The sequence below is a fragment of the Desulfobulbus sp. genome, assembly GCF_031547805.1.
Lineage (GTDB): Bacteria > Desulfobacterota > Desulfobulbia > Desulfobulbales > Desulfobulbaceae > Desulfobulbus.
This window is the reverse complement of record NZ_JAVBRQ010000005.1, coordinates 1-17,471: the sequence shown is the minus strand read 5'-3', so window position 1 is coordinate 17,471 and position 17,471 is coordinate 1. Positions and strand designations below refer to the sequence as shown.

16 protein-coding genes and 1 pseudogene are annotated in these 17,471 nt (G+C 58.4%); 7 read left to right on the top strand and 10 right to left on the bottom strand.

The window, feature by feature from the left end; translation table 11 throughout:
* Window positions 1–13: 13 nt before the first annotated feature.
* The 4 genes from RMR13_RS01680 (at window position 14) to RMR13_RS01665 (ending at window position 4,874) form a co-directional block, all read left to right on the top strand.
* Window positions 14–316, top strand: a complete 303-nt coding sequence (locus RMR13_RS01680) for an EscU/YscU/HrcU family type III secretion system export apparatus switch protein (protein ID WP_310598909.1) — start codon at window positions 14–16, stop codon at window positions 314–316.
* Between the two features lie 260 nt (window positions 317–576).
* Window positions 577–975, top strand: a complete 399-nt coding sequence (locus RMR13_RS01675) for a roadblock/LC7 domain-containing protein (RefSeq protein WP_310598908.1) — start codon at window positions 577–579, stop codon at window positions 973–975.
* 76 nt (window positions 976–1,051) lie between these two features.
* Window positions 1,052–1,657: a GTPase domain-containing protein gene (locus tag RMR13_RS01670; RefSeq protein ID WP_309412831.1), complete on the top strand. Its 606-nt coding sequence runs from the start codon at window positions 1,052–1,054 to the stop codon at window positions 1,655–1,657.
* Window positions 1,658–1,694: 37 nt separating this feature from the next.
* On the top strand, window positions 1,695–4,874 hold the full coding sequence (locus RMR13_RS01665) for a hypothetical protein (RefSeq protein ID WP_310598907.1): 3,180 nt from the start codon (window positions 1,695–1,697) through the stop codon (window positions 4,872–4,874).
* A 297-nt stretch (window positions 4,875–5,171) separates the two neighbouring features.
* On the opposite strand, the gene RMR13_RS01660 is transcribed toward RMR13_RS01665, so the two are convergent.
* The 8 genes from RMR13_RS01660 to argJ all read right to left on the bottom strand — a co-directional run bounded on the left by RMR13_RS01660 (window position 5,172) and on the right by argJ (window position 13,535).
* Window positions 5,172–6,206 (bottom strand): ABC transporter permease, encoded by a 1,035-nt coding sequence (locus tag RMR13_RS01660; protein ID WP_310598906.1) that lies wholly within the window; start codon window positions 6,204–6,206, stop codon window positions 5,172–5,174.
* A 3-nt stretch (window positions 6,207–6,209) separates the two neighbouring features.
* Complete coding sequence (locus RMR13_RS01655) at window positions 6,210–7,259, bottom strand: ABC transporter permease subunit (RefSeq protein ID WP_310598905.1); 1,050 nt, start codon at window positions 7,257–7,259, stop codon at window positions 6,210–6,212.
* Between the two features lie 73 nt (window positions 7,260–7,332).
* Window positions 7,333–7,764 (bottom strand): DUF4177 domain-containing protein, encoded by a 432-nt coding sequence (locus RMR13_RS01650; protein ID WP_310598904.1) that lies wholly within the window; start codon window positions 7,762–7,764, stop codon window positions 7,333–7,335.
* Window positions 7,765–7,887: 123 nt separating this feature from the next.
* Window positions 7,888–9,132 carry a valine--pyruvate transaminase gene (locus RMR13_RS01645; protein WP_310598903.1) on the bottom strand — a complete coding sequence of 415 codons (1,245 nt, stop codon included), beginning with the start codon at window positions 9,130–9,132 and terminating at the stop codon, window positions 7,888–7,890.
* 417 nt (window positions 9,133–9,549) lie between these two features.
* Window positions 9,550–10,074 (bottom strand): histidine phosphatase family protein, encoded by a 525-nt coding sequence (locus tag RMR13_RS01640; RefSeq protein WP_310598902.1) that lies wholly within the window; start codon window positions 10,072–10,074, stop codon window positions 9,550–9,552.
* Window positions 10,046–10,789, bottom strand: a complete 744-nt coding sequence (locus RMR13_RS01635; protein ID WP_310598901.1) for an AAA family ATPase — start codon at window positions 10,787–10,789, stop codon at window positions 10,046–10,048. The genes RMR13_RS01640 and RMR13_RS01635 overlap by 29 nt, the downstream gene beginning before the upstream one ends.
* Window positions 10,786–12,339 (bottom strand): CHAD domain-containing protein, encoded by a 1,554-nt coding sequence (locus RMR13_RS01630; RefSeq protein WP_310598900.1) that lies wholly within the window; start codon window positions 12,337–12,339, stop codon window positions 10,786–10,788. The genes RMR13_RS01635 and RMR13_RS01630 overlap by 4 nt, the downstream gene beginning before the upstream one ends.
* A gap of 11 nt (window positions 12,340–12,350) precedes the next feature.
* A complete protein-coding gene (argJ, locus tag RMR13_RS01625) occupies window positions 12,351–13,535 on the bottom strand; it encodes a bifunctional glutamate N-acetyltransferase/amino-acid acetyltransferase ArgJ (RefSeq protein WP_310598899.1) in 1,185 nt (394 codons plus the stop codon).
* Window positions 13,536–13,817: 282 nt separating this feature from the next.
* Between argJ and cls the strand changes: the two genes are divergently transcribed.
* Together cls and RMR13_RS01615 are read left to right on the top strand one after the other, a co-directional pair.
* Window positions 13,818–15,278, top strand: a complete 1,461-nt coding sequence (cls, locus tag RMR13_RS01620) for a cardiolipin synthase (protein WP_310598898.1) — start codon at window positions 13,818–13,820, stop codon at window positions 15,276–15,278.
* 61 nt (window positions 15,279–15,339) lie between these two features.
* Window positions 15,340–16,059: a YfcE family phosphodiesterase gene (locus tag RMR13_RS01615; protein ID WP_310598897.1), complete on the top strand. Its 720-nt coding sequence runs from the start codon at window positions 15,340–15,342 to the stop codon at window positions 16,057–16,059.
* Between the two features lie 23 nt (window positions 16,060–16,082).
* On the opposite strand, the gene RMR13_RS01610 is transcribed toward RMR13_RS01615, so the two are convergent.
* Both RMR13_RS01610 and RMR13_RS01605 read right to left on the bottom strand, forming a co-directional pair.
* The gene (locus RMR13_RS01610; protein WP_310598896.1) at window positions 16,083–16,496 is read right to left on the bottom strand and encodes a hypothetical protein; all 414 of its coding nucleotides are present in this window, start codon (window positions 16,494–16,496) and stop codon (window positions 16,083–16,085) included.
* A 546-nt stretch (window positions 16,497–17,042) separates the two neighbouring features.
* Window positions 17,043–17,192: pseudogene (locus RMR13_RS01605) on the bottom strand (transposase); the annotation flags it as partial.
* 114 nt (window positions 17,193–17,306) lie between these two features.
* On the opposite strand from RMR13_RS01605, the gene RMR13_RS01600 reads away from it, so the two are divergent.
* Window positions 17,307–17,471 (top strand): transposase (locus RMR13_RS01600; protein WP_310599019.1); only part of this gene is annotated, 165 nt, incomplete at its 3' end.

Genomic DNA, 17,471 nt, shown 5'->3' with positions numbered 1-17,471 from the left:
CAATCGGAAGGGAATGGCGGAAGAACAAGGCAAAAGAAAACGGGCGGTTGCCTTACTGTATGACCCCAAGAAAGGAACTGCCCCGAAGGTGGTGGCCAGCGGGGCCAACCTGATTGCCGAAAAAATCATCGCCGCCGCCGCCGCCGCAGGGGTTCACATTAAAGAGGACCCCGACCTGGTTGAATTGTTGGCAAAAATCCCGATCGGCGCAGAAATTCCGGCCGAACTGTATCAAACCATCGCCGAAGTCCTGGCCTTTGTCTACGCGGTGAACAACCGATACAAAAGCTCCAAGGGAATCGAACGGCCAAAATAAGGTTCCGGTAAGACAACTCCTTGGTATCAAAACGGATTGAAAAAAAAAACGGCCGAGAAAAAACCCTTCATATAAGCAGCTTTCTGGCGTATACTTTTGTCAGTCGAACAGAAGCAGTAAGATCCCATTGAAAAAATTCATTTTTTTCGTAACGAACTCTTTCAAGGTTCTTGCTCTCTGCGGAAAAGTTGTTTTCCCTGTATCAATTCGACAACGACATCTCCCCTGAACATTTTATCCGAACGTCTACGAGGTAGCATATGAACTATGGAGTTGTTAGCCAGGAACAGCTAGAAAAAATTGATGAAATCCTGACTGAGAAGCTCATCAAAATCGGGGTCGACTGCGTAATCATCATCGACATGGCCGGTAACATCATAACCGCCAAGGATAATGGCACATCGAAATACGATGTCTATTCCTTTGCGGCCCTGGCGGCGGGTAACTTCGCCACTGTGGACGCTATGGCCAAACTCGTCGGCGAGCAGGAGTTTTCCCTGCTGTTTCACAAGGGTTCGGAATGCAACATCCATTTTTCCAAAATTGACGACGAACTCCTGCTGATCACCATGTTCGGCAAGAGCATTTCCCTGGGCTTTCTCCGACTCAACGTGGTGGAAACCATCGAGCGCATCAAAAAGATTTGGGCTCGCAGCTAGTTGTCTTCCATTCGATGGCTGACAAGTATTCGTTTGGAAAAATCGTGAACAGTTTCAGGTTTTGCGGGAGAGAATTGTGAGTTTTATCAATCTCAGAGAAAAAATTGTTCAGGTAAAAATTGTCTATTACGGCCCAGGTCGTGGAGGCAAAACAACCAACCTGGAATATATCAACCGAAAGTTCTCCAAGCAGATTCAATCCGAAATGGTCAGTTTGAAGACACATGGGGATCGAACTCTGTTTTTCGACTTTCTACCGTTCAACATGGGACAGATCAAAGGCTATGATCTGAAAATCCAATTATACACCGTCCCTGGCCAAGTCAAATACAATGCAACCAGAAAATTAGTGCTCAAAGGGGTGGATGGCATAGTCTTTGTAGCTGATGCCCAAGAGCAAATGCGGGAAAAGAACATCAGGTCACTCAATCAGCTGCATGAAAATTTGACGAGCTATAAAGAATCCATATTCAAGATTCCACTTGTACTTCAATACAATAAAGTTGATTTAAGGAACCAGGGAATTCCCATTTTACCAACCTCTGTTCTCGAAAAAGATCTCAACAGCAAGCTCAAGGTACCTGCCTTTGAAGCAAGCGCACTCACGGGATACAACGTTCCAGAGACATTAAAGAAGATTATTTCGTCTACGGTTATATCCATCCAAAAGAAGCTCATGTGATGGACCGGTCGAGGAAGCCTAACAGCAGAGTCTGTCTATGAAAAAATCACAACCTGATCACATTTCTTCAATGGATGATTTTGAAGATTTGACACTTTTCGCCAACGAATCCTTTGATACCGAGGATGTCGATCTTTTTGAATTTACCAGCGAAGAATCTTCTCCATTGACGAGGCTCAAATCAATTATCCTCTCGCTTGACTGGGAAATTAACGACGAAATCCTTCAAGAGCTGGAAGACGAACTGGACAATCTCAAAGCCATGTGGCAGGGAGATAAAGTCGCTGAAGTTTACCTGCAGGGATTGAGCAAGATTGGCAGTTATATTCGTACCAAAGGCGCCTATGCCCACCCCAATTCCATTAAACTGCTCCTCACCTTTTTCTACAATTTTGAAAAAATTATCTCATCGACCCAGATAACCGGTGGAGAAATTACCCAGCTCCTAAAAGGAGATGTCCGAAAATTCAAAATCTTACAATATCAGATCAATCAAAGTGAAGCAGCAGAGACAGAAACGTCCGATGTTTCCGCCCATCTCGGAGAAACAAACCTCGCCGCTGCCAGCCTTTCAGGGACCACGACTGCCCAAGAGGCCTGCAAGCAACTGAAAGCCGCCATTCTGAGCCTCGATTGGGAGGTGACCAACGAAAGCCTGCGGCAGTTCAACGAGCGAATCAGTGCTTTCCAGTCCCAGATAACGGACAATAAGCCGGCGCTCGTCCTCATCCAGGGGTTGCAGGCTCTGGGGGATTACATTGCCGACGAGCGCGCCGACTCCCATCCTGAAGCGTTCATTCTTCTCCATTCGTTCAACGATGCGCTGGATGAATTTGTAAAGACCGGCGACGAGCAACTGAGCCAGGAGAAAATGCAGGAGATCCTCGTTGACAGGATCAACCGCCTGAACAATCTCAAAATACTGATTGCCTCGCCAGCAGGAGGCGAAGTCGACGACCAGAAGCTCGACCAGGTCTTCGAGGAGCTTGAGCCCTCTACCTCAACTGAAGCCGTGCCCGCTCCGGCCCCGACACCACCCGTTGCTCCGGAACCGGAGCCTACCCTTGCGCCAGCTGCCCTGTCGTTGGAACTTGACACCGCCCCGGCCGAGGATCTGGATCTGGTCGCCGAACTCGACACCCTGTTTGTTCCGGAAGCAATACCGGCCATGGAATCCGCCGAGGTACAATATCCCGATGAAGTGCTGCCTCCGGATGCCATCCACCCGGTTGACGATGAGTTGGCGGACGATTTCATCGAATCGCACCTCAGCAGTAAACGCGGCTTGACCCCGGCCTTGTCCGATGCCGACGAAACGTCAGGCTTCGATGCCGGTGCCGAACCCCTTGATCTGCCCACTCAGAACGACTTGGCCGACCAGCTTGATTTTCTTTTTACCGAAGCTGGCAATGAAGAAGAACCGGCTGTCACGCTCTCAGCACTTGATTCCGAAGAATTGGCTTTGGCTGTTGAAGATGAAGAGAGGCCGCTGGCCGCCCTGACGGAAGACGAGGAGCCCGAGCGCGATTTCGTGGTCGCGGCCCTCAGCGACGCCGAGATTCCCGCCGATGCAGACGAGCCCGACCGGGTTCCTGGAGGCGGACTCGAGGAAACGGATTTCGGGTCCCTGGACATCCAAAGCAAACTCGACAGTTTTTTTGCCGATGCCGACGGGCAGCAGGACGAAGCGCTTATTGCGGTGCCAGAGCCCGAAACGGACGATGACTTGACCATTGCCGCTCTCAGCGACGTGGCAGCACCAGCCGATGAAGCCGAAGGCGATCGGGGCTTGCGCAAAGCCGAGGAGCAAGAGGGCTTCGGTTCGTTGGAAATGCAAAGCGAACTCGACAGCTTCTTTACCGATACCGAGCAGGAGCAGGACGAAGTACTTGCCTCGGCGCCAGAAATTGAAATGGACAGCGATCTGGTTGCCGCTTTCGGCGATGTCACGACTCTTGCCGCCGAGGGCGAAGGCGATCAAGACCTGAGCAAAGTCGAGGAAGAAGTGGACCTCGGCTCCTTGGCCATCGAAAATGAACTCGACGGCCTCTTCACCGATAGCGACGAAGAGGAAGAAGAAATTCTTGCCACGATCGCAGAACCTGAGGACAGCGATGTGGTCATCGCCTCCCTCAGCGATGTCGCGGCTCTTGCCGCCGACGAGGACGAGTTCGAACGGAGCTTGAGCAAAGCAGAACCGGAAGCTGACTCCAACACCCTGGAAATCCAGGGCAAACTCGACAACTTCTTTGCCGCTACCGACGAAAAACAAAGTAAGCCGGCGGAAGTCACGGCCACGGAAGTGGAAGAGACCGAACACTCCCTTTTCTTCAACGAGGCGGACAAGCTGCAGACCGCTCTTGCCGATAGCGGCGAACAAGGCGGCTTTTCCGAAGAAGAGGAGATGGCGGCGTTGAATTTCACCCCCATGGATGAAATCGAGGAAAAACTCGATCTCTTTTTCGGAGCCGACGACGAGGAGGAACTTGGGGACGATGCACTGCTGGCCAGTTCCCTGGAAGAATCACTGGGATTCGATCTGGCGGACGACGAATCGATTGCTGTTCCGGGTGTATTGGCCCATCTCGATGCCGACCAGCCCACGGTATCCGCAATGGAAACGGCAAGACCCGAGTTTGCTACCGAGGAAGAACAGGCCTCCGCACCTCTTGAAGTCGATGAACTGACCATGGCGCTGGAAGCCAGTATCGACGACGACCAACAGCCGGCAACGGACGCGGCCGAATCGAAGGAAATACAGTTGGCCGCACTCGGCGCGCTTCTGCCCCTGGTGGTCCGCACGCCTTCGCGCGACAACCTCGCCGAATCTGCCGCCATGATCGCGGCCTTCAAGCAGGCGGATCTATCGCCGGCGCAGCACTCGCTGGTCCAACTGCTCGATTCGACCCTGACCTTGCTGGTTCGGCTACCCACCAAGGATCATGCGGCCACCGAAAAACTGGTCAATTATCTGTACGGGCAACTGAGAGCCGGGGAACCCCGGGCCGAGGTCCTGGCCGAGGCCATCGGCCGCTTCACCTCCTGGATGCAGGAGGCTGGCAAGATCATGCCGGTCGTACCGGCCGCCGGCGAGCAGCAACATGAACCGGAATACACCTATACGGCCAAGGAACTGTATTTCGAGCTTTCCGAACTCCGCAGCTATATGCGCGAGGAATTCGCCAAACTGCAGCACGACATGCAGCACCACAAGTAAACTTCATCACACCTCCCATAAAAAAAGGGCCGGTATTTCCGGCCCTTTTTTATTTCTGATTACCATCGAACCTCAGCCAGCTCGTTCACTGGCAATCGGCACTGTTCTTGACGTTCCGGAGAGCCGGTCGAGCAAACGAGACTCTCTGCGTTCGAGGTAACCATGCGGCCAGCGTTATCTTTATCCCGAACGTCCTTTGTTGGTCGTTTCGGCGAACGCAGTGGGAGAAATCTCAAGAAATTTCAGCGGAATACTCTCCAAGATCAAATCGGCTGAATTTGCGTGGTAATCAATTTTTTATTTTCGGGGATCAAAGGCTTCCCTGAGAGCCTCGCCGATGAAAATCAGCAAAACCAGGGTGCCGACCAGGACCACGAAGGTGGAAAGCGACAGCCACCAGGCCTCGATATTGGCCTTACCTTGGGCGAGCAGCTCGCCGAGGCTCGGGGTCGAGGGCGGCACCCCGAGCCCCAGGAAATCGAGACTGGTCAAAGCCAGGATCGCCGCGGACATGCGAAAGGGGAGAAAGGTGATCACCGGCGTCATGCTGTTGGGGAGCAGATGCCGGTACATGATGGTCAGGTTGCCGACCCCCAAGGCTTTGGCCGCCTTGACGTATTCCATGTTTCGCCCCTTGAGAAACTCGGCCCGCACGTAGTCGGACAGACTCATCCAGCCGAACAGCGAGAGCAGGATAAGGAGCAGCAGCATGCTCGGTTTGAAGATCGAGGCAAAGATGATCAGGAGATAGAGTTCGGGCATGGAACCCCACAGCTCAATGAATCGCTGGCAGAACAGATCGATTCGCCCCCCGAAATACCCTTGCACGGCACCTGCCGCAATGCCCAGAAGCGTGCCCACCGCGGTCAGGGCTGCCCCAAAGAGGACGCTCAGCCGAAATCCGTAGAGCAACCTGGCCAGGACATCGCGGCCCCGGTCGTCGGTGCCGAGATAGTTGTCGTGGCTGGGCGGTGCCGGTGTGGGCCGATCCAGGCTCTGGTTGATCGAATTGAAGCTGTGCGGATTGAGCGGAAAAATCGCAAAATTATTCCCCTCGCTCAGACGCTCGCGAATATACGGATCGCTGTAATCGGTCTCGGTCTCGAAATCGCCGCCAAAGACCGTTTCCGGATACATCCGCCACAGCGGGCAATAGTACTGATCTTCGTACCGGACAAGCAAGGGCTTGTCGTTGCTCAGCACTTCGGCGAAGAGACTGATGCCAAACAGCACCAGAAAAATAAGCAATGAATAGTAGCCGCGCCGATTCCTTTTGAACCGACTCCAGCGCCTGCGGCCGAGACTAGCCGCCCTCTCCGTAGCCACGCCCATAGGCTACCGCCTGCTCTCGAAGCTGATGCGAGGATCGACCATCACATAGGAAAGGTCGGACAACAGGCGGGAAACCAACCCGATGATGGTAAAAAAATACAGGGTGCCCAACACCACGGGATAATCGCGATTCAGCACCGATTGGTAGGCCAGCAGCCCCATGCCGTCGAGGGAGAAAATGGTTTCGATCAGCAGGCTGCCGGTGAAGAAGGCAGTGATGAAGCTGCCAGGAAAACCGGTGATGATCGGGATGATGGCGTTACGGAAGACATGCTTGTAGAGAATCCGCCCCTCCTCGAGTCCCTTGGCCCGAGCCGTGATCACGTACTGCTTGCGGATCTCCTCGAGAAAAGAATTCTTGGTCAGCAGGGTCATCACGGCCAAGCTGCCAACCGTGGAGGAAGTGACTGGCAGCACCATGTGCCAGAGGTAATCCAGTACCTTGCCCATGGTGCTCAACTCGTTCCAGTTGTCCGAAACCAGTCCCCGGAGCGGGAAGATGCTCCAGAAGCTGCCGCCGCCGAACAGTACGATCAGGGCGATGCCCAGCACGAAGCCGGGGATGGCGTAACCGATCAGGATCACTGCGCTGGTCAGCACATCGAAGGTGGAGCCGTCGCGGACCGCCTTGGCGATCCCCAAGGGAATGCAGACCGAATAAACGATGAAAAAGCTCCACAATCCGAGCGACATCGACACCGGCAGCTTGGAAATCACCAACTGGGCCACACTCATGTGGTGGTAGTAGGATTGGCCGAAATCAAAAGCCAGGTATTGGCGCATCATGGTCACGAACCTGGTCAGGGGCGGCTGATCGAAACCGTACAGTTGTTTCAACTGGTCCAGCCGTTCCTGATCGAGCCCCTTGTTGCCCTGGTACAAGCCCTGGCCGCTGCCCATGGTGTCGCCGCCGGTGCCGTATCCGCTCATCTGCGCCATCAGACGTTCGACCGGACCGCCGGGGACGAATTGGGTCACCGCGAAGGTGATCAGCATGATGCCGAACAAGGTCGGAATCATCAGCAGAAGCCGTTTGAGGATATAGCGTGCCATCAGTGCCTCGCCGCTCGAATGCCGACGCATTCCCCGGCGCCGGAGAAGGTTGGGCTATACGCGTCCATGCGACTCAGGAAATCTTGATGCCGCCGATGAAATCCGCATCGTTGCCGCGCGTTCCGGTCTTGCGGGGCCGTTCGGCAATACGCACCGGTTCCACCTCGATTGCCGGTTCCGGCTCAGGGTCGGGAAGGCGTTCGGGAATCGGCGCGGGCTCGGGCATTCTCGGGGCGGATGCGGCGTAGCGCGACCGGATGACCGGCTGCGCGGGTGGTGCCGGCGTCGCGGCAACCGCCGGCTCCTCGGCCGCCCGTTCCTGTCGGACCGGCTTTTTCAAGAAGCCCAGCACCCCATCCTGAAGCAGGGTCACATTGATCAACTCCCAGCCCTGCCCACCCATCTGGTTGAGGGTCTTTTCCATTTCCTCGTCGTCGACATATTTGTCGCCCAACAGCCCATCCTTGGTGAATTCAAAAAGAATGGTGCGGTATTGCCACTGCATTGCGCTCTCCTCTGCTCCGCCGCCGTCCGCCCCCGCAGTAATTGGGGCGAACGTTGCTCCGGCGTTCTTCTTGACGTTTTCGTTGTGCCCAACATCACCGACACCCTGCCCCTTACCGGACAATCAATGCAGGCTCCGAAGTTCCTCGGCAATGATTTCGATGCCCCGGGCCGCCTCGTCCTCATCCTGCGAATAGGTAATGCGCAGGCATTCGTCGACATGACGCCAGCCGGGCGGCAGACCGGGAAAAAAGGCGTCGCCGGACACCACCACCACTCCCCGTCTCTTCAACCGTTCGTACAGCTCGCGGCCGGTGATCGGCAGATCGGGGAACCACAGCCACAGGAAGAAGGCCCCCTCGGGAACATGCACCCTGTAGGCGAGTCCGGCAAAACAATCCCGAATCCTGGCCAGGGCCCGTTCCATCCGGTGGCGGTAAAAGGGTTGGACGACTTCCCGACTCAAGCGGATTATCTCGCCGGAGCGGACGATGTCGCTGGCCAGCATGGCACCGAAACTGCTTGGCGCCAGGTTAACCACCGCATTGGCGCCCGACAGCAGGCGAATCAGTTCCCGGTCGGCAATGACGATTCCGGTGCGGACGGCGGGCAAGCCGAACTTGGACAGCGACAGGCACAGGACCATTCCCTCGTGCCAGACCGGGGTGGCGTCGGCATAAACCATTCCCGGAAAGGGCAGGCCATAGGCGCTGTCGATGATCAGGGGAATGCCGTTTTCGCGGGCCAACCGGCTCAAGCCGGCGACCTCGTCGTCGGTGAGCACGTTGCCGGTGGGGTTGGTCGGCCGGGAAACGCAGATCGCCCCAATCTCCTCGGTGACGGCGAGTTGCCCGAAGTCGACCCGGTACTTGAACAGGTAATCGTCCAGGGTTTCGATCTTCGGCCGGATCGAAACAAAAAAATCGTCCGCCAGACCGAGATCGGCATAGCCGATATACTCCGGCGCCATCGGCAACAGTATCTTGCGCCGGCCACCGTCGGCCATGGGCCCGGCCAGGAGGTTGAACAGCAGGAAAAACGCGCCCTGACTGCCGTTGGTCAGGCAGATGTTCTCCTCGGTCAACTCCCAGCCGTACTCCCGCTGCAGCAAGGCCGCCAGGTTCTGCAGGAATTCGCGCTCTCCCCTGGGTGGATCGTACATGCCGATCAGGCGCCGCAGCAGCTGTTCGTCTCCGCTCAGCCGGCGCAGGCGCTCGGCCATCACCGCTTGAATTTGAGGGATATGGCCGGGATTGCCGCCGCCCATCATGATCTTACCGCCTTCGGCCAGGGCATTGCCGAGGTCGTCCATCAAAGAGAGAATCCCGGCGCCGGCCGAAAATTTTTCACCAAATGCCGACAGTTTCACGTGGCGACAGCTCCTTGCGCAGCCAAAATGTTCCCTGTTGCCCCGCACGCCTCGCCCTGCCACCGCCAACGGCGGAAAAAGCGGACAGACGACCGTGACCGTAAGGGGAAAATTGTACCAGCTTCAAAAGAAAAAACCACCAAGAGATGTTGACCGAGTCCGGCTTCGGGCAGGCTGCCCGTCAAGGCGCTGGGCGGGGGGTGAAAAAACGGCATGGCAGGCCGGAAGTCGCCAGGACGACCCGGGACGGCAAGTCCCGGCTCTTAAAGCCATAGGCCCGGCAACCTCGAGGCTGGCGAGGGTCGTGGGTGATAAAATAATTCCGGCAGGCCAGACAATCCGGCGTTTTATCCGTGCCAGCCATCGTTACGGCGCCCCCATGTCCGGCACCGCGCTGTTCTTGCCCAACATGCCCATTCACTCCTGTTTCTTGGGATAATCGAAGAACAGAAGCGTGCCGGTGCCGGTCTCGATCTCGGCCCAGGTGCGTTGGGGAAAGGCCAGGCCCACGATGCCGCAGGTCGGGATATTGTCGATCCGCAAGCCCCCCAGCACGTTGGCAAGCCCGGTGCTTTCCGGGTTGTGGCCAACCAGCATCAGGGTGGACACGTCGGGATCGACCGTGCGGATCAACTCGATCAATTCCGGGACCGAGGCGGAATATTGCGCCCGATTGCGCCGCACCTGCTCCGGCGGGATGTCGAGTTGGCGGGCATAGTGGAGGGCGGTGGCAAGCGCGCGCACCGCCGAGCTGGTCACGATCAGGTCGGGCCGCAGGCCGCGCCGCGCCAGCCGGCGCCCCATCTCCGGGGCGTCGCGTTCGCCGCGTTTGTTCAGGGGCCGGTCGAAATCGCCCAGGCTGGCATCCTGCCAGCTCGATTTGGCATGCCGACAGATCAACAGGCGAAGCGAATCAGATTGCAAGGAGTTCTTGGATTTCATGCCATAAACTCTCATAGGCGGCGGTGGCGGCCGATGCGGGCAGGGCCGCCGCCACCGGCTGCCGGTAGATGCCCATCCGCTCGATATCCGCCGAGTAGGGAATGACGGAGCGCAGCACCCGATTGTCGTCGCGCAACGACTGCATCATCTCCGCGTGCATTTTCTTGCGCTTCTCGACCATGGAGAAAAAAATGACCACCTTATCGCGTTCCAGGCCGATCTCGTCGAGAAAGGCAAACAACTGCTCCAAAGACAGCAAGGACAGGGTGGTGGGAATCACCGGTGCCAGGATGTAATCGGCGGCGTAAAAAATATTCTCCGACAACAGGGTCAGGTTCGGCGGGCAGTCGAGAATGATCCGGTCGTATTCCTCCAACAGGGGGGCCAGAACCTTGCTCAGCCGCTTGTGCGATTTCTTGCATTCATCCAGGGCTAAATCGATGTTGCGGTAGGAAAAATCGGCGGGCAGCATGTCGAGGCCGGGATAATCGGTGCCCTTGATGTTCTCTTCGATATGCCGGCCGCCCTTGAGCAATTTTTTGGCCCCGAATTTTTTGGGCGCCCGGATGCGGAAGTAATAGGAGGCCGACCCCTGGGGGTCCATGTCCAAAAGCAGGGTTTTGCCGTGCTGTCGCGCGGAAAGGTAGGCCAGGTTGACCGAGGTGGCGGTCTTGCCCACCCCGCCCTTGATGTTGTAGACCGCGATGATACTCATGCCGGCTCCTGTCGTTTCCCAAACAGTTCGTGGAACAGCTCCGAGGTTTCCTGGTCGCCGAATTGCGCGAACGCCTCGGTGAAATGGACGCGCAGTTCCTGCTGCTCCCGAAACAGGCTCTGGAGCAGGCCGCCGAGCGCCGCCGCCTGATCGAGATTGCGCCGCGAGCCTGCGGGCAGGCTTTTCAAGGTTTGGCGGAGCATCTCCTGTTGCACCGAGAGGTCGTTGAAGCTGCCGAGGATATCCTGCAGCTTTTTCAAGTGCCGGATCAAGCCCTGCATCTCCTGTTTGGGGTAGAGGGAACCGAAAAATTCCATGGCGTAGCGCAGTTTTTTGCACTGGATGCGCAGGCGGTGCACCTCGGCATCGGGGGTGACGGCATCCAGCACCCGGCCATCCCGCACGACCCGTTTGAACCGCTTCAGGATAATCCGGCCGGCCAAGTCGCGGACCGGCAGGCCGGCCAAGTCCGCCGGTTGCCGATCGCTCCGCTTCAGCGCCCGTTGCCAGGCGGCAAGAACCGCCTTGTTTTTCTTGGCCCGTAGGGCCCGCACCAATTTTTTTTGCTCGACCTGCCGGTTGCGACTCAAACCGACGAAATAATCCTCCAGCCCCGGTCGCAAGGAAGGAGGCAGTCGACCAAGGCAGTCTTCGCGGGCAAGCAGATAGACGTCCAGATCGCGGGTAGGCCCGGTCAAGGCGCCGAGGCGGCCGAACACCCGGCCGAACCGGTCGGCAACCGGAGCCGGCAGCACCCGTTTCACCAGGCTCAAGCCGGAACGGGTGCGGCGGATGGCGACCCGGAGGTCATGGAGGAATTCCGGATCGTAATCGGCCAGAACCCCCGGCATGTTGCGGGAGATCGTCTCCAGCAGGAATTGATAAATGCGGGCCATGGCCTCGCGGGCAGTCTCGCCGCCGTTCAACTCAAGATTGAACTTCGGGCTGTAATCCAGGGGACTGCGTCCCTTGGCCCGGCAACCTTCCTCGAAACCGACCAGGGGCGAGACCGGCTCGGCCACCCCGGCCGCAGCCAGAATGCTCCGGACCGTCTCCAGTTCGTTGCCATAGCCGCGAAGGCCGAACAGCCGTACCAGGCGGTAGCGTCGTTCTCCGTCCACAGGCTCCTGGGTCTCGATCACGATCCGGGCCACGGTTTTTTCATCCCGGTTGAGCAGACGAATCTGCCGGCCGTGCAGATGGACCGCGGCCAGGGGCAGCAGGCAGCGGACGCCCAGCACCGGTGCCAGCAGCTCCCGCAGCCTTCCGGGAGGAAAATCGCGGGCAAAGCAGGCGGCATGCAACTCCGGCCCGCCCTGCTGCACGGTCACCTCGCTGCTGTCATCGTGGTACAGGGTCCAGCAGTTGCCATGGCAATGGAGCAGATACCCCTGCTGATAGAGCCGCCAATCGAACGTGTCGGCATAAACCACCGTGGCCTCGTATTCCGGGGCGGTATCGAACCCGAATTCGGCGGCCAGGGCGGCAAGCAGCCCTTCCACCGGCAACGAATCGGGCAACAGCCAGGTGTCCGGGCCGGAATGGACCATGTTGTGTCCTTTCAGCTCCGGTAATCGGCGTTGATCTTGACGTAATCGTAGGAAAAATCGCAGGTGTACACCTCAGCCTCGGCAAGACCTTCGCCAAGGTGCACCGTGACGGTGAAGCGGGGCTGTTTGAGGACCGCAGTGGCCGCCGCCTCCCGGTCCGCACCCAAGGCCACCCCGTTCTCCACCAGAGAAATGTCATCGAAACTGATTCCCACCCGCTGGGGATCGAAGGTGCATTCCGACCGGCCCAGGGCGGCGATAATCCGGCCCCAGTTGGCGTCCTCGCCGAAGAATGCGGTCTTGACCAGGGCCGAGTTGGCGATGGTCTGGGCCGCGTTCAACGCCTCATCCTCGTCGCGAGCCCCGGCAATCCTGATTGTGACCAGCTTGGTGGCCCCTTCGCCGTCGGCCACGATTTTAAGGGCCAATTCCTTGAACACGCCTTTCAGGGCATCGCCGAACAGTGTCGCCGCCTGGAGATTGTCCTCGTCGATCCAGGGGTTGCCGGCAGCGCCGTTGGCCATCACCAGCACCGTGTCGTTGGTGGAGGTGTCGCCGTCCACCGTTATCCGGTTGAAGGTCTGCCCGACACCGGCTTTCACCAGCCGATTGAGCACCGGAAAGACGATCTGGGCGTCGGTGACCACAAAACAGAGCATGGTGGCCATGTCGGGCATGATCATTCCCGAGCCCTTGGCGATCCCGAGGATCGACACCTCGACCCCGCCGATATCGACCGTGGCCGTGGCGATCTTGGGCACCAGATCGGTGGTCATGATCGCCTGGGCCAGCTGCTCGAAGCCCTCGGGCGAAAGGCCGGCCACCAGGCCGGGCATGGCCTGGGCAAACGGTTCGAGCTGGAGCGGCTGCCCGATCACTCCGGTCGACGCCACCTGGACCAGCGACGGATCGATCCCCAGTTCGCGCGCCGCCAGGGCGCCGGTGGCCAGGGCCTGATCCATGCCTTCCTTGCCGGTGCAGGCATTGGCGTTGCCGCTGTTGACCAGAATTGCCTGGGCCAGACCGGAGCGCAACCGCTCCATGTCGAGCTGCACCGGTGCCGCCTTGACTTTATTGGTGGTGAAGGCCCCGGCGGTCACCGCTGGAGTCTGCGAAAAGATCAAGCCCAAATCAAGCCGGCCGGCATAGCGGATGCCCGCTGGCACCGCTGCCGCCAAAAAACCTTTCACCTGCATGAAACATCCCGTTATCAATTGAAGTTATCCGTAAAAACACTTGGGTTACTCTACCAGATACCCGGAAAAAGGAAAGTGCGAACATGGCCGGGATTTGGTAATTTTCCTTGACCCGTGGCCGGATTGATGCCACTTTAGCTCCATTTGAGGACCGAATTTCGGTGTCCCGATATTTTCGTAGACGAGCAGAACATTGCCTTTCCCCTCCCCTCTTTTCGCAATGCCCCCGAAGGGCTTTGGGCCAGTGGCGGCCGCAAATCGCCGGCTTTGCGTGTCGACACCATGGAATCCTTGACCTGGGGCCTGACCAGCGGGCTTTTGCACGCCGACCTGGCCATTCGCATCGGTTTTTCCCTGCGAGTGATCATGCGCAAACGGGCGCCCAGCGTTTCCTTTGCCTGGCTGGCGGTCATCCTGTTGATTCCGTTCGGCGGCGCCCTGCTCTACCTGCTGTTCGGCGAGTACCGCCTGGGCGAACGCCGGGCCACCCAGTTGGCCAGGGAACGGCCGGTCCTCCGGAAATGGTCCGGCGCCTTGCGGGATATTCCGGCCTCCGACCGGAAGGGCATCGATCCCGAGTGCCTGCCGCTGCAAGTGCAGATCCTGACCACCACCGGCATGCCGACCATGCCCGGCAACCGGCTGGAGTTGATCGATACCGCCGACCGTTTTTTCAGCCTGCTGATCGAGGATATCGACCGGGCCGAGTCCAGCTGTTTCCTTGAATTTTACATCCTCAACGAAGGCGGCCGGGGAGATGAGCTGATCGCGGCCCTGCTGGCGGCACGGCAACGGGGAGTGACCTGCCGGGTCCTGCTCGATGCCATCGGGGCCAAGCAGTTTTTACGCAGCAGGGCGGCAAGGCGATTGCGCCAAGGCGGGGTCGAGGTGGTGGCGGCCCTGCCCGCCGGCCTCTTTCGAGCTCTGTTCGTCCGCATCGACCTGCGCAACCATCGCAAAATAGCGGTGATCGACGGCGAGATCGCCTACACCGGCAGCCAGAACCTGGTGGATCCCCGATTTTTCAAGCAAGATGACGGCGTGGGAGAATGGGTGGATGCCATGGTGCGGATCACCGGACCGGTGGTGGAATTGCTGGCCGCGGCTTTTCTCTTCGACTGGCTGCTGGAACGCGGCCAAAGCCCGACCGAATACCGGGGCATTACCGGGATTCGCCCGGCCGAACCGACCGGCGAGGCCCTGGTGCAGCTGGCTCCGTCCGGCCCCGGCTACGGCGAGGACACCATCCACAACCTCCTGCTCACCGCCATTTACGCCGCCCGACGGGAATTGGTCCTCACCACCCCCTACTTCGTCCCGGACAACGCCATCCTGGCGGCCTTGCGGTCCGCGGCCCAGAGAGGGGTGGCCGTGACCATCGTCATCCCGGAAAAAAACGATTCCCGGCTGGTTCACTACGCAAGCCGTTCCCGGTTCGAGGCCCTGAGCCAGGCCGGAGTCCGGATCATGGCCTTCCACGGCGGCCTGCTGCACGCCAAGAGCATCACCGTGGACGGCAATTTCTGCCTGCTGGGGTCGGTCAACCTCGACATGCGCAGTCTCTGGCTCAACTACGAAATGACCCTGGTGATCTACGACCGCGGCTTTACCAAGCAGGTGCGGGAGATGCAATGCCGCTACCTCGAGCAGGCCCGCGAGCACGACGCCGCAACCTTTGCCGCCCGCCCCTACCGGCAGCGGGTGCTGGAAAACATCGCCCTGCTCCTGGGGCCGCTGCTGTAGGCCGAAACACGCACCGGAACCATCAACGCTCCATCACCGCCATCGAGGCCGGACATCGATCATGAACATCCTCGTCATCAGCGACATCCACGGTAACTATCCGGCTTTGGCGGCCGTCGCCCAAGCGGCGGCCCCGTTCCACTGCAGCCATATTCTCAACTGCGGCGATTCCCTGGTCTACGCGCCCTTTCCCAACGAAACCCTCGACTGGCTGCGGCGCAACCAGGTTTTTTCCATCCGGGGCAACACCGACGACCGGGTCGTCAAGCTGCTCAAGGGCAAATCGATGAAAAAGCCATCCAAGCCGGAAAAGCGCATCATGTACACCAGTACCGCAGCCGCGCTCACGGCCGAAAACAAAAACTATCTTCTTGAATTGAAGAAGAAAAAAATCCTGCGCCTCGGCCATGCCTTCATCGGCCTGTACCACGGCAGCCCGACCGATCACGAGGAATTCCTGGCCGCGGACACGCCGGACAAGCGCTTTAAGGAACTGGCAAAGGAAAGTTCCTGCGAGGTGGTGCTCACCGGCCACTCCCATTCCCCCTACCACCGGCAGGTGGGCGGGGTCCATTTCATCAATCCCGGCTCGGTGGGGCGGATGATGGATGGACGGCCGGATGCCGCCTTTGCCATTCTCCAACTGGACAACGGCCGGATCGCGGCCAGCCTGCACCGCTGCGCCTACGATGTCGAGGCCGTGGTCAGGGCGCTGGCCGAGCAACAACTCCCTGCCATCTACGGCGAGATGTTCCGGACCGGTACCAAGCGCCTCGATTGAAGCGTCGATCGGAAAAAGCCGCGCTACTTGCCGCCGGCGGCCCGGTAGGCCTCTTCCAGCCGGAGAGCGACATAGTCCAGGACCTCCGCGGCGCAGGCGTCGAGATCGAAGCACAGGGCATCCTCGCCCTGCAACCCGCCGGGGACAAATGCGCCCCGCTCCTCGGGATCGGCGACCATGTCGGCAAAAAAGCAGACCGACAGCCAACGCGGCTGATCGTCGATCACGTCGACCATGGCAAAAAGCGGCCGATTGTGCCCCGGCACCGCGGCGCGAAGCGAGTAGGTCACGCCGGGCCGGGGGTGAAAACTCAACTCCACCTGATCGCCCTTGCCGGCAAACAGGCCATACAACCGTAGAAATCCCTGTTTGTTGCCGTCCGGGCTTTCCGCCCAGGTATCGACAAAGGCCTCGATCTCCTTTCTTACCTCATTCATCGTCCCTTCTCCTGCAGCGATAGTGGCTCTTGCCGGTGCCCAGATTTGCACCCGATCCTCGAATAATTCCATTTCCGCTTCAAAAACGCAGTATATTTTCCGGCTATATTCGCTGAGTGGTTCCGATGGTTCCAACCACGTTGCCCAGGCCGTCCTGGTGGTAATACTTGACCGCGGCACTCGGCCCCATGCCGGTCTGGCGCAGGATGGGATCGTCCGATCCCGGCCCATGGGTATAGAGAGCGGCCGGAGTAGTGAAGCTGGAGGTGTATTCGGCGTAGATGTCCGGGCCTTGATAGAGGTAGTCGGTCGGGGTCGAACCGATCGCCTTCCTGATCCGTCGTCCGGAGTCGTCGTAGGCGTATTGTTCGGTGGAGACACCTGTCTTGGTGACCTAGGAGCCTGTCGGACTTGAGGCGATTCCCCAAGGGCAATATTCGTCATTTTGACTCATTGACTTTGAGTCCTCACCGGTTTTTCGAGTTTTCAGCCTTGCCTCGTCAGGATATGGTCGATTCGAGGTGTACAGAGCATTTTTGGAGGGTTTTATACTGTCAACGCATGCAACCGTTTCAGGTTCCAAGCTATGCAGACCAAATCCCACTCTTTCCTGACCGACTTCACGCCTCGGAGCAAAAACTGGCGGAACCCCATCGCTGCTTTTATGATGCCGAAGACTGGCTCGACAGTGCTTTTTACGTTTCTGATTACCACTGAACTTCAGCCGGCATTTTTTTTGGTGGCATGACGCTATTTGTCATACCAGCTATGGCATAGTGCTCCCAACCTTCACCCCAAAAGGAGCACGGCATGGCCAAAAATACCATTCAGTTCCAAAAAGGAATGAGTTTGCCACAATTTCTCTCACAATACGGCACCGAAAAACAATGCCGGGCCGCCCTGTTCAGCATGCGCTGGCCCCAGGGCTTTCGATGTCCGAAATGCGGCCATGGAGCCTATTGCGAGATCCGCGGC

Excerpts from the sequence above, each read along its gene's own strand:
- RMR13_RS01680 (WP_310598909.1), top strand. The coding sequence starts at position 14 with ATGGCGGAAGAACAAGGCAAAAGAAAACGGGCGGTTGCCTTACTGTAT.
- RMR13_RS01675 (WP_310598908.1), top strand. The coding sequence starts at position 577 with ATGAACTATGGAGTTGTTAGCCAGGAACAGCTAGAAAAAATTGATGAA.
- RMR13_RS01665 (WP_310598907.1), top strand. The coding sequence starts at position 1,695 with ATGAAAAAATCACAACCTGATCACATTTCTTCAATGGATGATTTTGAA.
- RMR13_RS01660 (WP_310598906.1), bottom strand. The coding sequence starts at position 6,206 with ATGGGCGTGGCTACGGAGAGGGCGGCTAGTCTCGGCCGCAGGCGCTGG.
- RMR13_RS01655 (WP_310598905.1), bottom strand. The coding sequence starts at position 7,259 with ATGGCACGCTATATCCTCAAACGGCTTCTGCTGATGATTCCGACCTTG.
- RMR13_RS01650 (WP_310598904.1), bottom strand. The coding sequence starts at position 7,764 with ATGCAGTGGCAATACCGCACCATTCTTTTTGAATTCACCAAGGATGGG.
- RMR13_RS01640 (WP_310598902.1), bottom strand. The coding sequence starts at position 10,074 with ATGAAATCCAAGAACTCCTTGCAATCTGATTCGCTTCGCCTGTTGATC.
- RMR13_RS01635 (WP_310598901.1), bottom strand. The coding sequence starts at position 10,789 with ATGAGTATCATCGCGGTCTACAACATCAAGGGCGGGGTGGGCAAGACC.
- RMR13_RS01630 (WP_310598900.1), bottom strand. The coding sequence starts at position 12,339 with ATGGTCCATTCCGGCCCGGACACCTGGCTGTTGCCCGATTCGTTGCCG.
- argJ (WP_310598899.1), bottom strand. The coding sequence starts at position 13,535 with ATGCAGGTGAAAGGTTTTTTGGCGGCAGCGGTGCCAGCGGGCATCCGC.
- cls (WP_310598898.1), top strand. The coding sequence starts at position 13,818 with ATGGAATCCTTGACCTGGGGCCTGACCAGCGGGCTTTTGCACGCCGAC.
- RMR13_RS01615 (WP_310598897.1), top strand. The coding sequence starts at position 15,340 with ATGAACATCCTCGTCATCAGCGACATCCACGGTAACTATCCGGCTTTG.
- RMR13_RS01610 (WP_310598896.1), bottom strand. The coding sequence starts at position 16,496 with ATGAATGAGGTAAGAAAGGAGATCGAGGCCTTTGTCGATACCTGGGCG.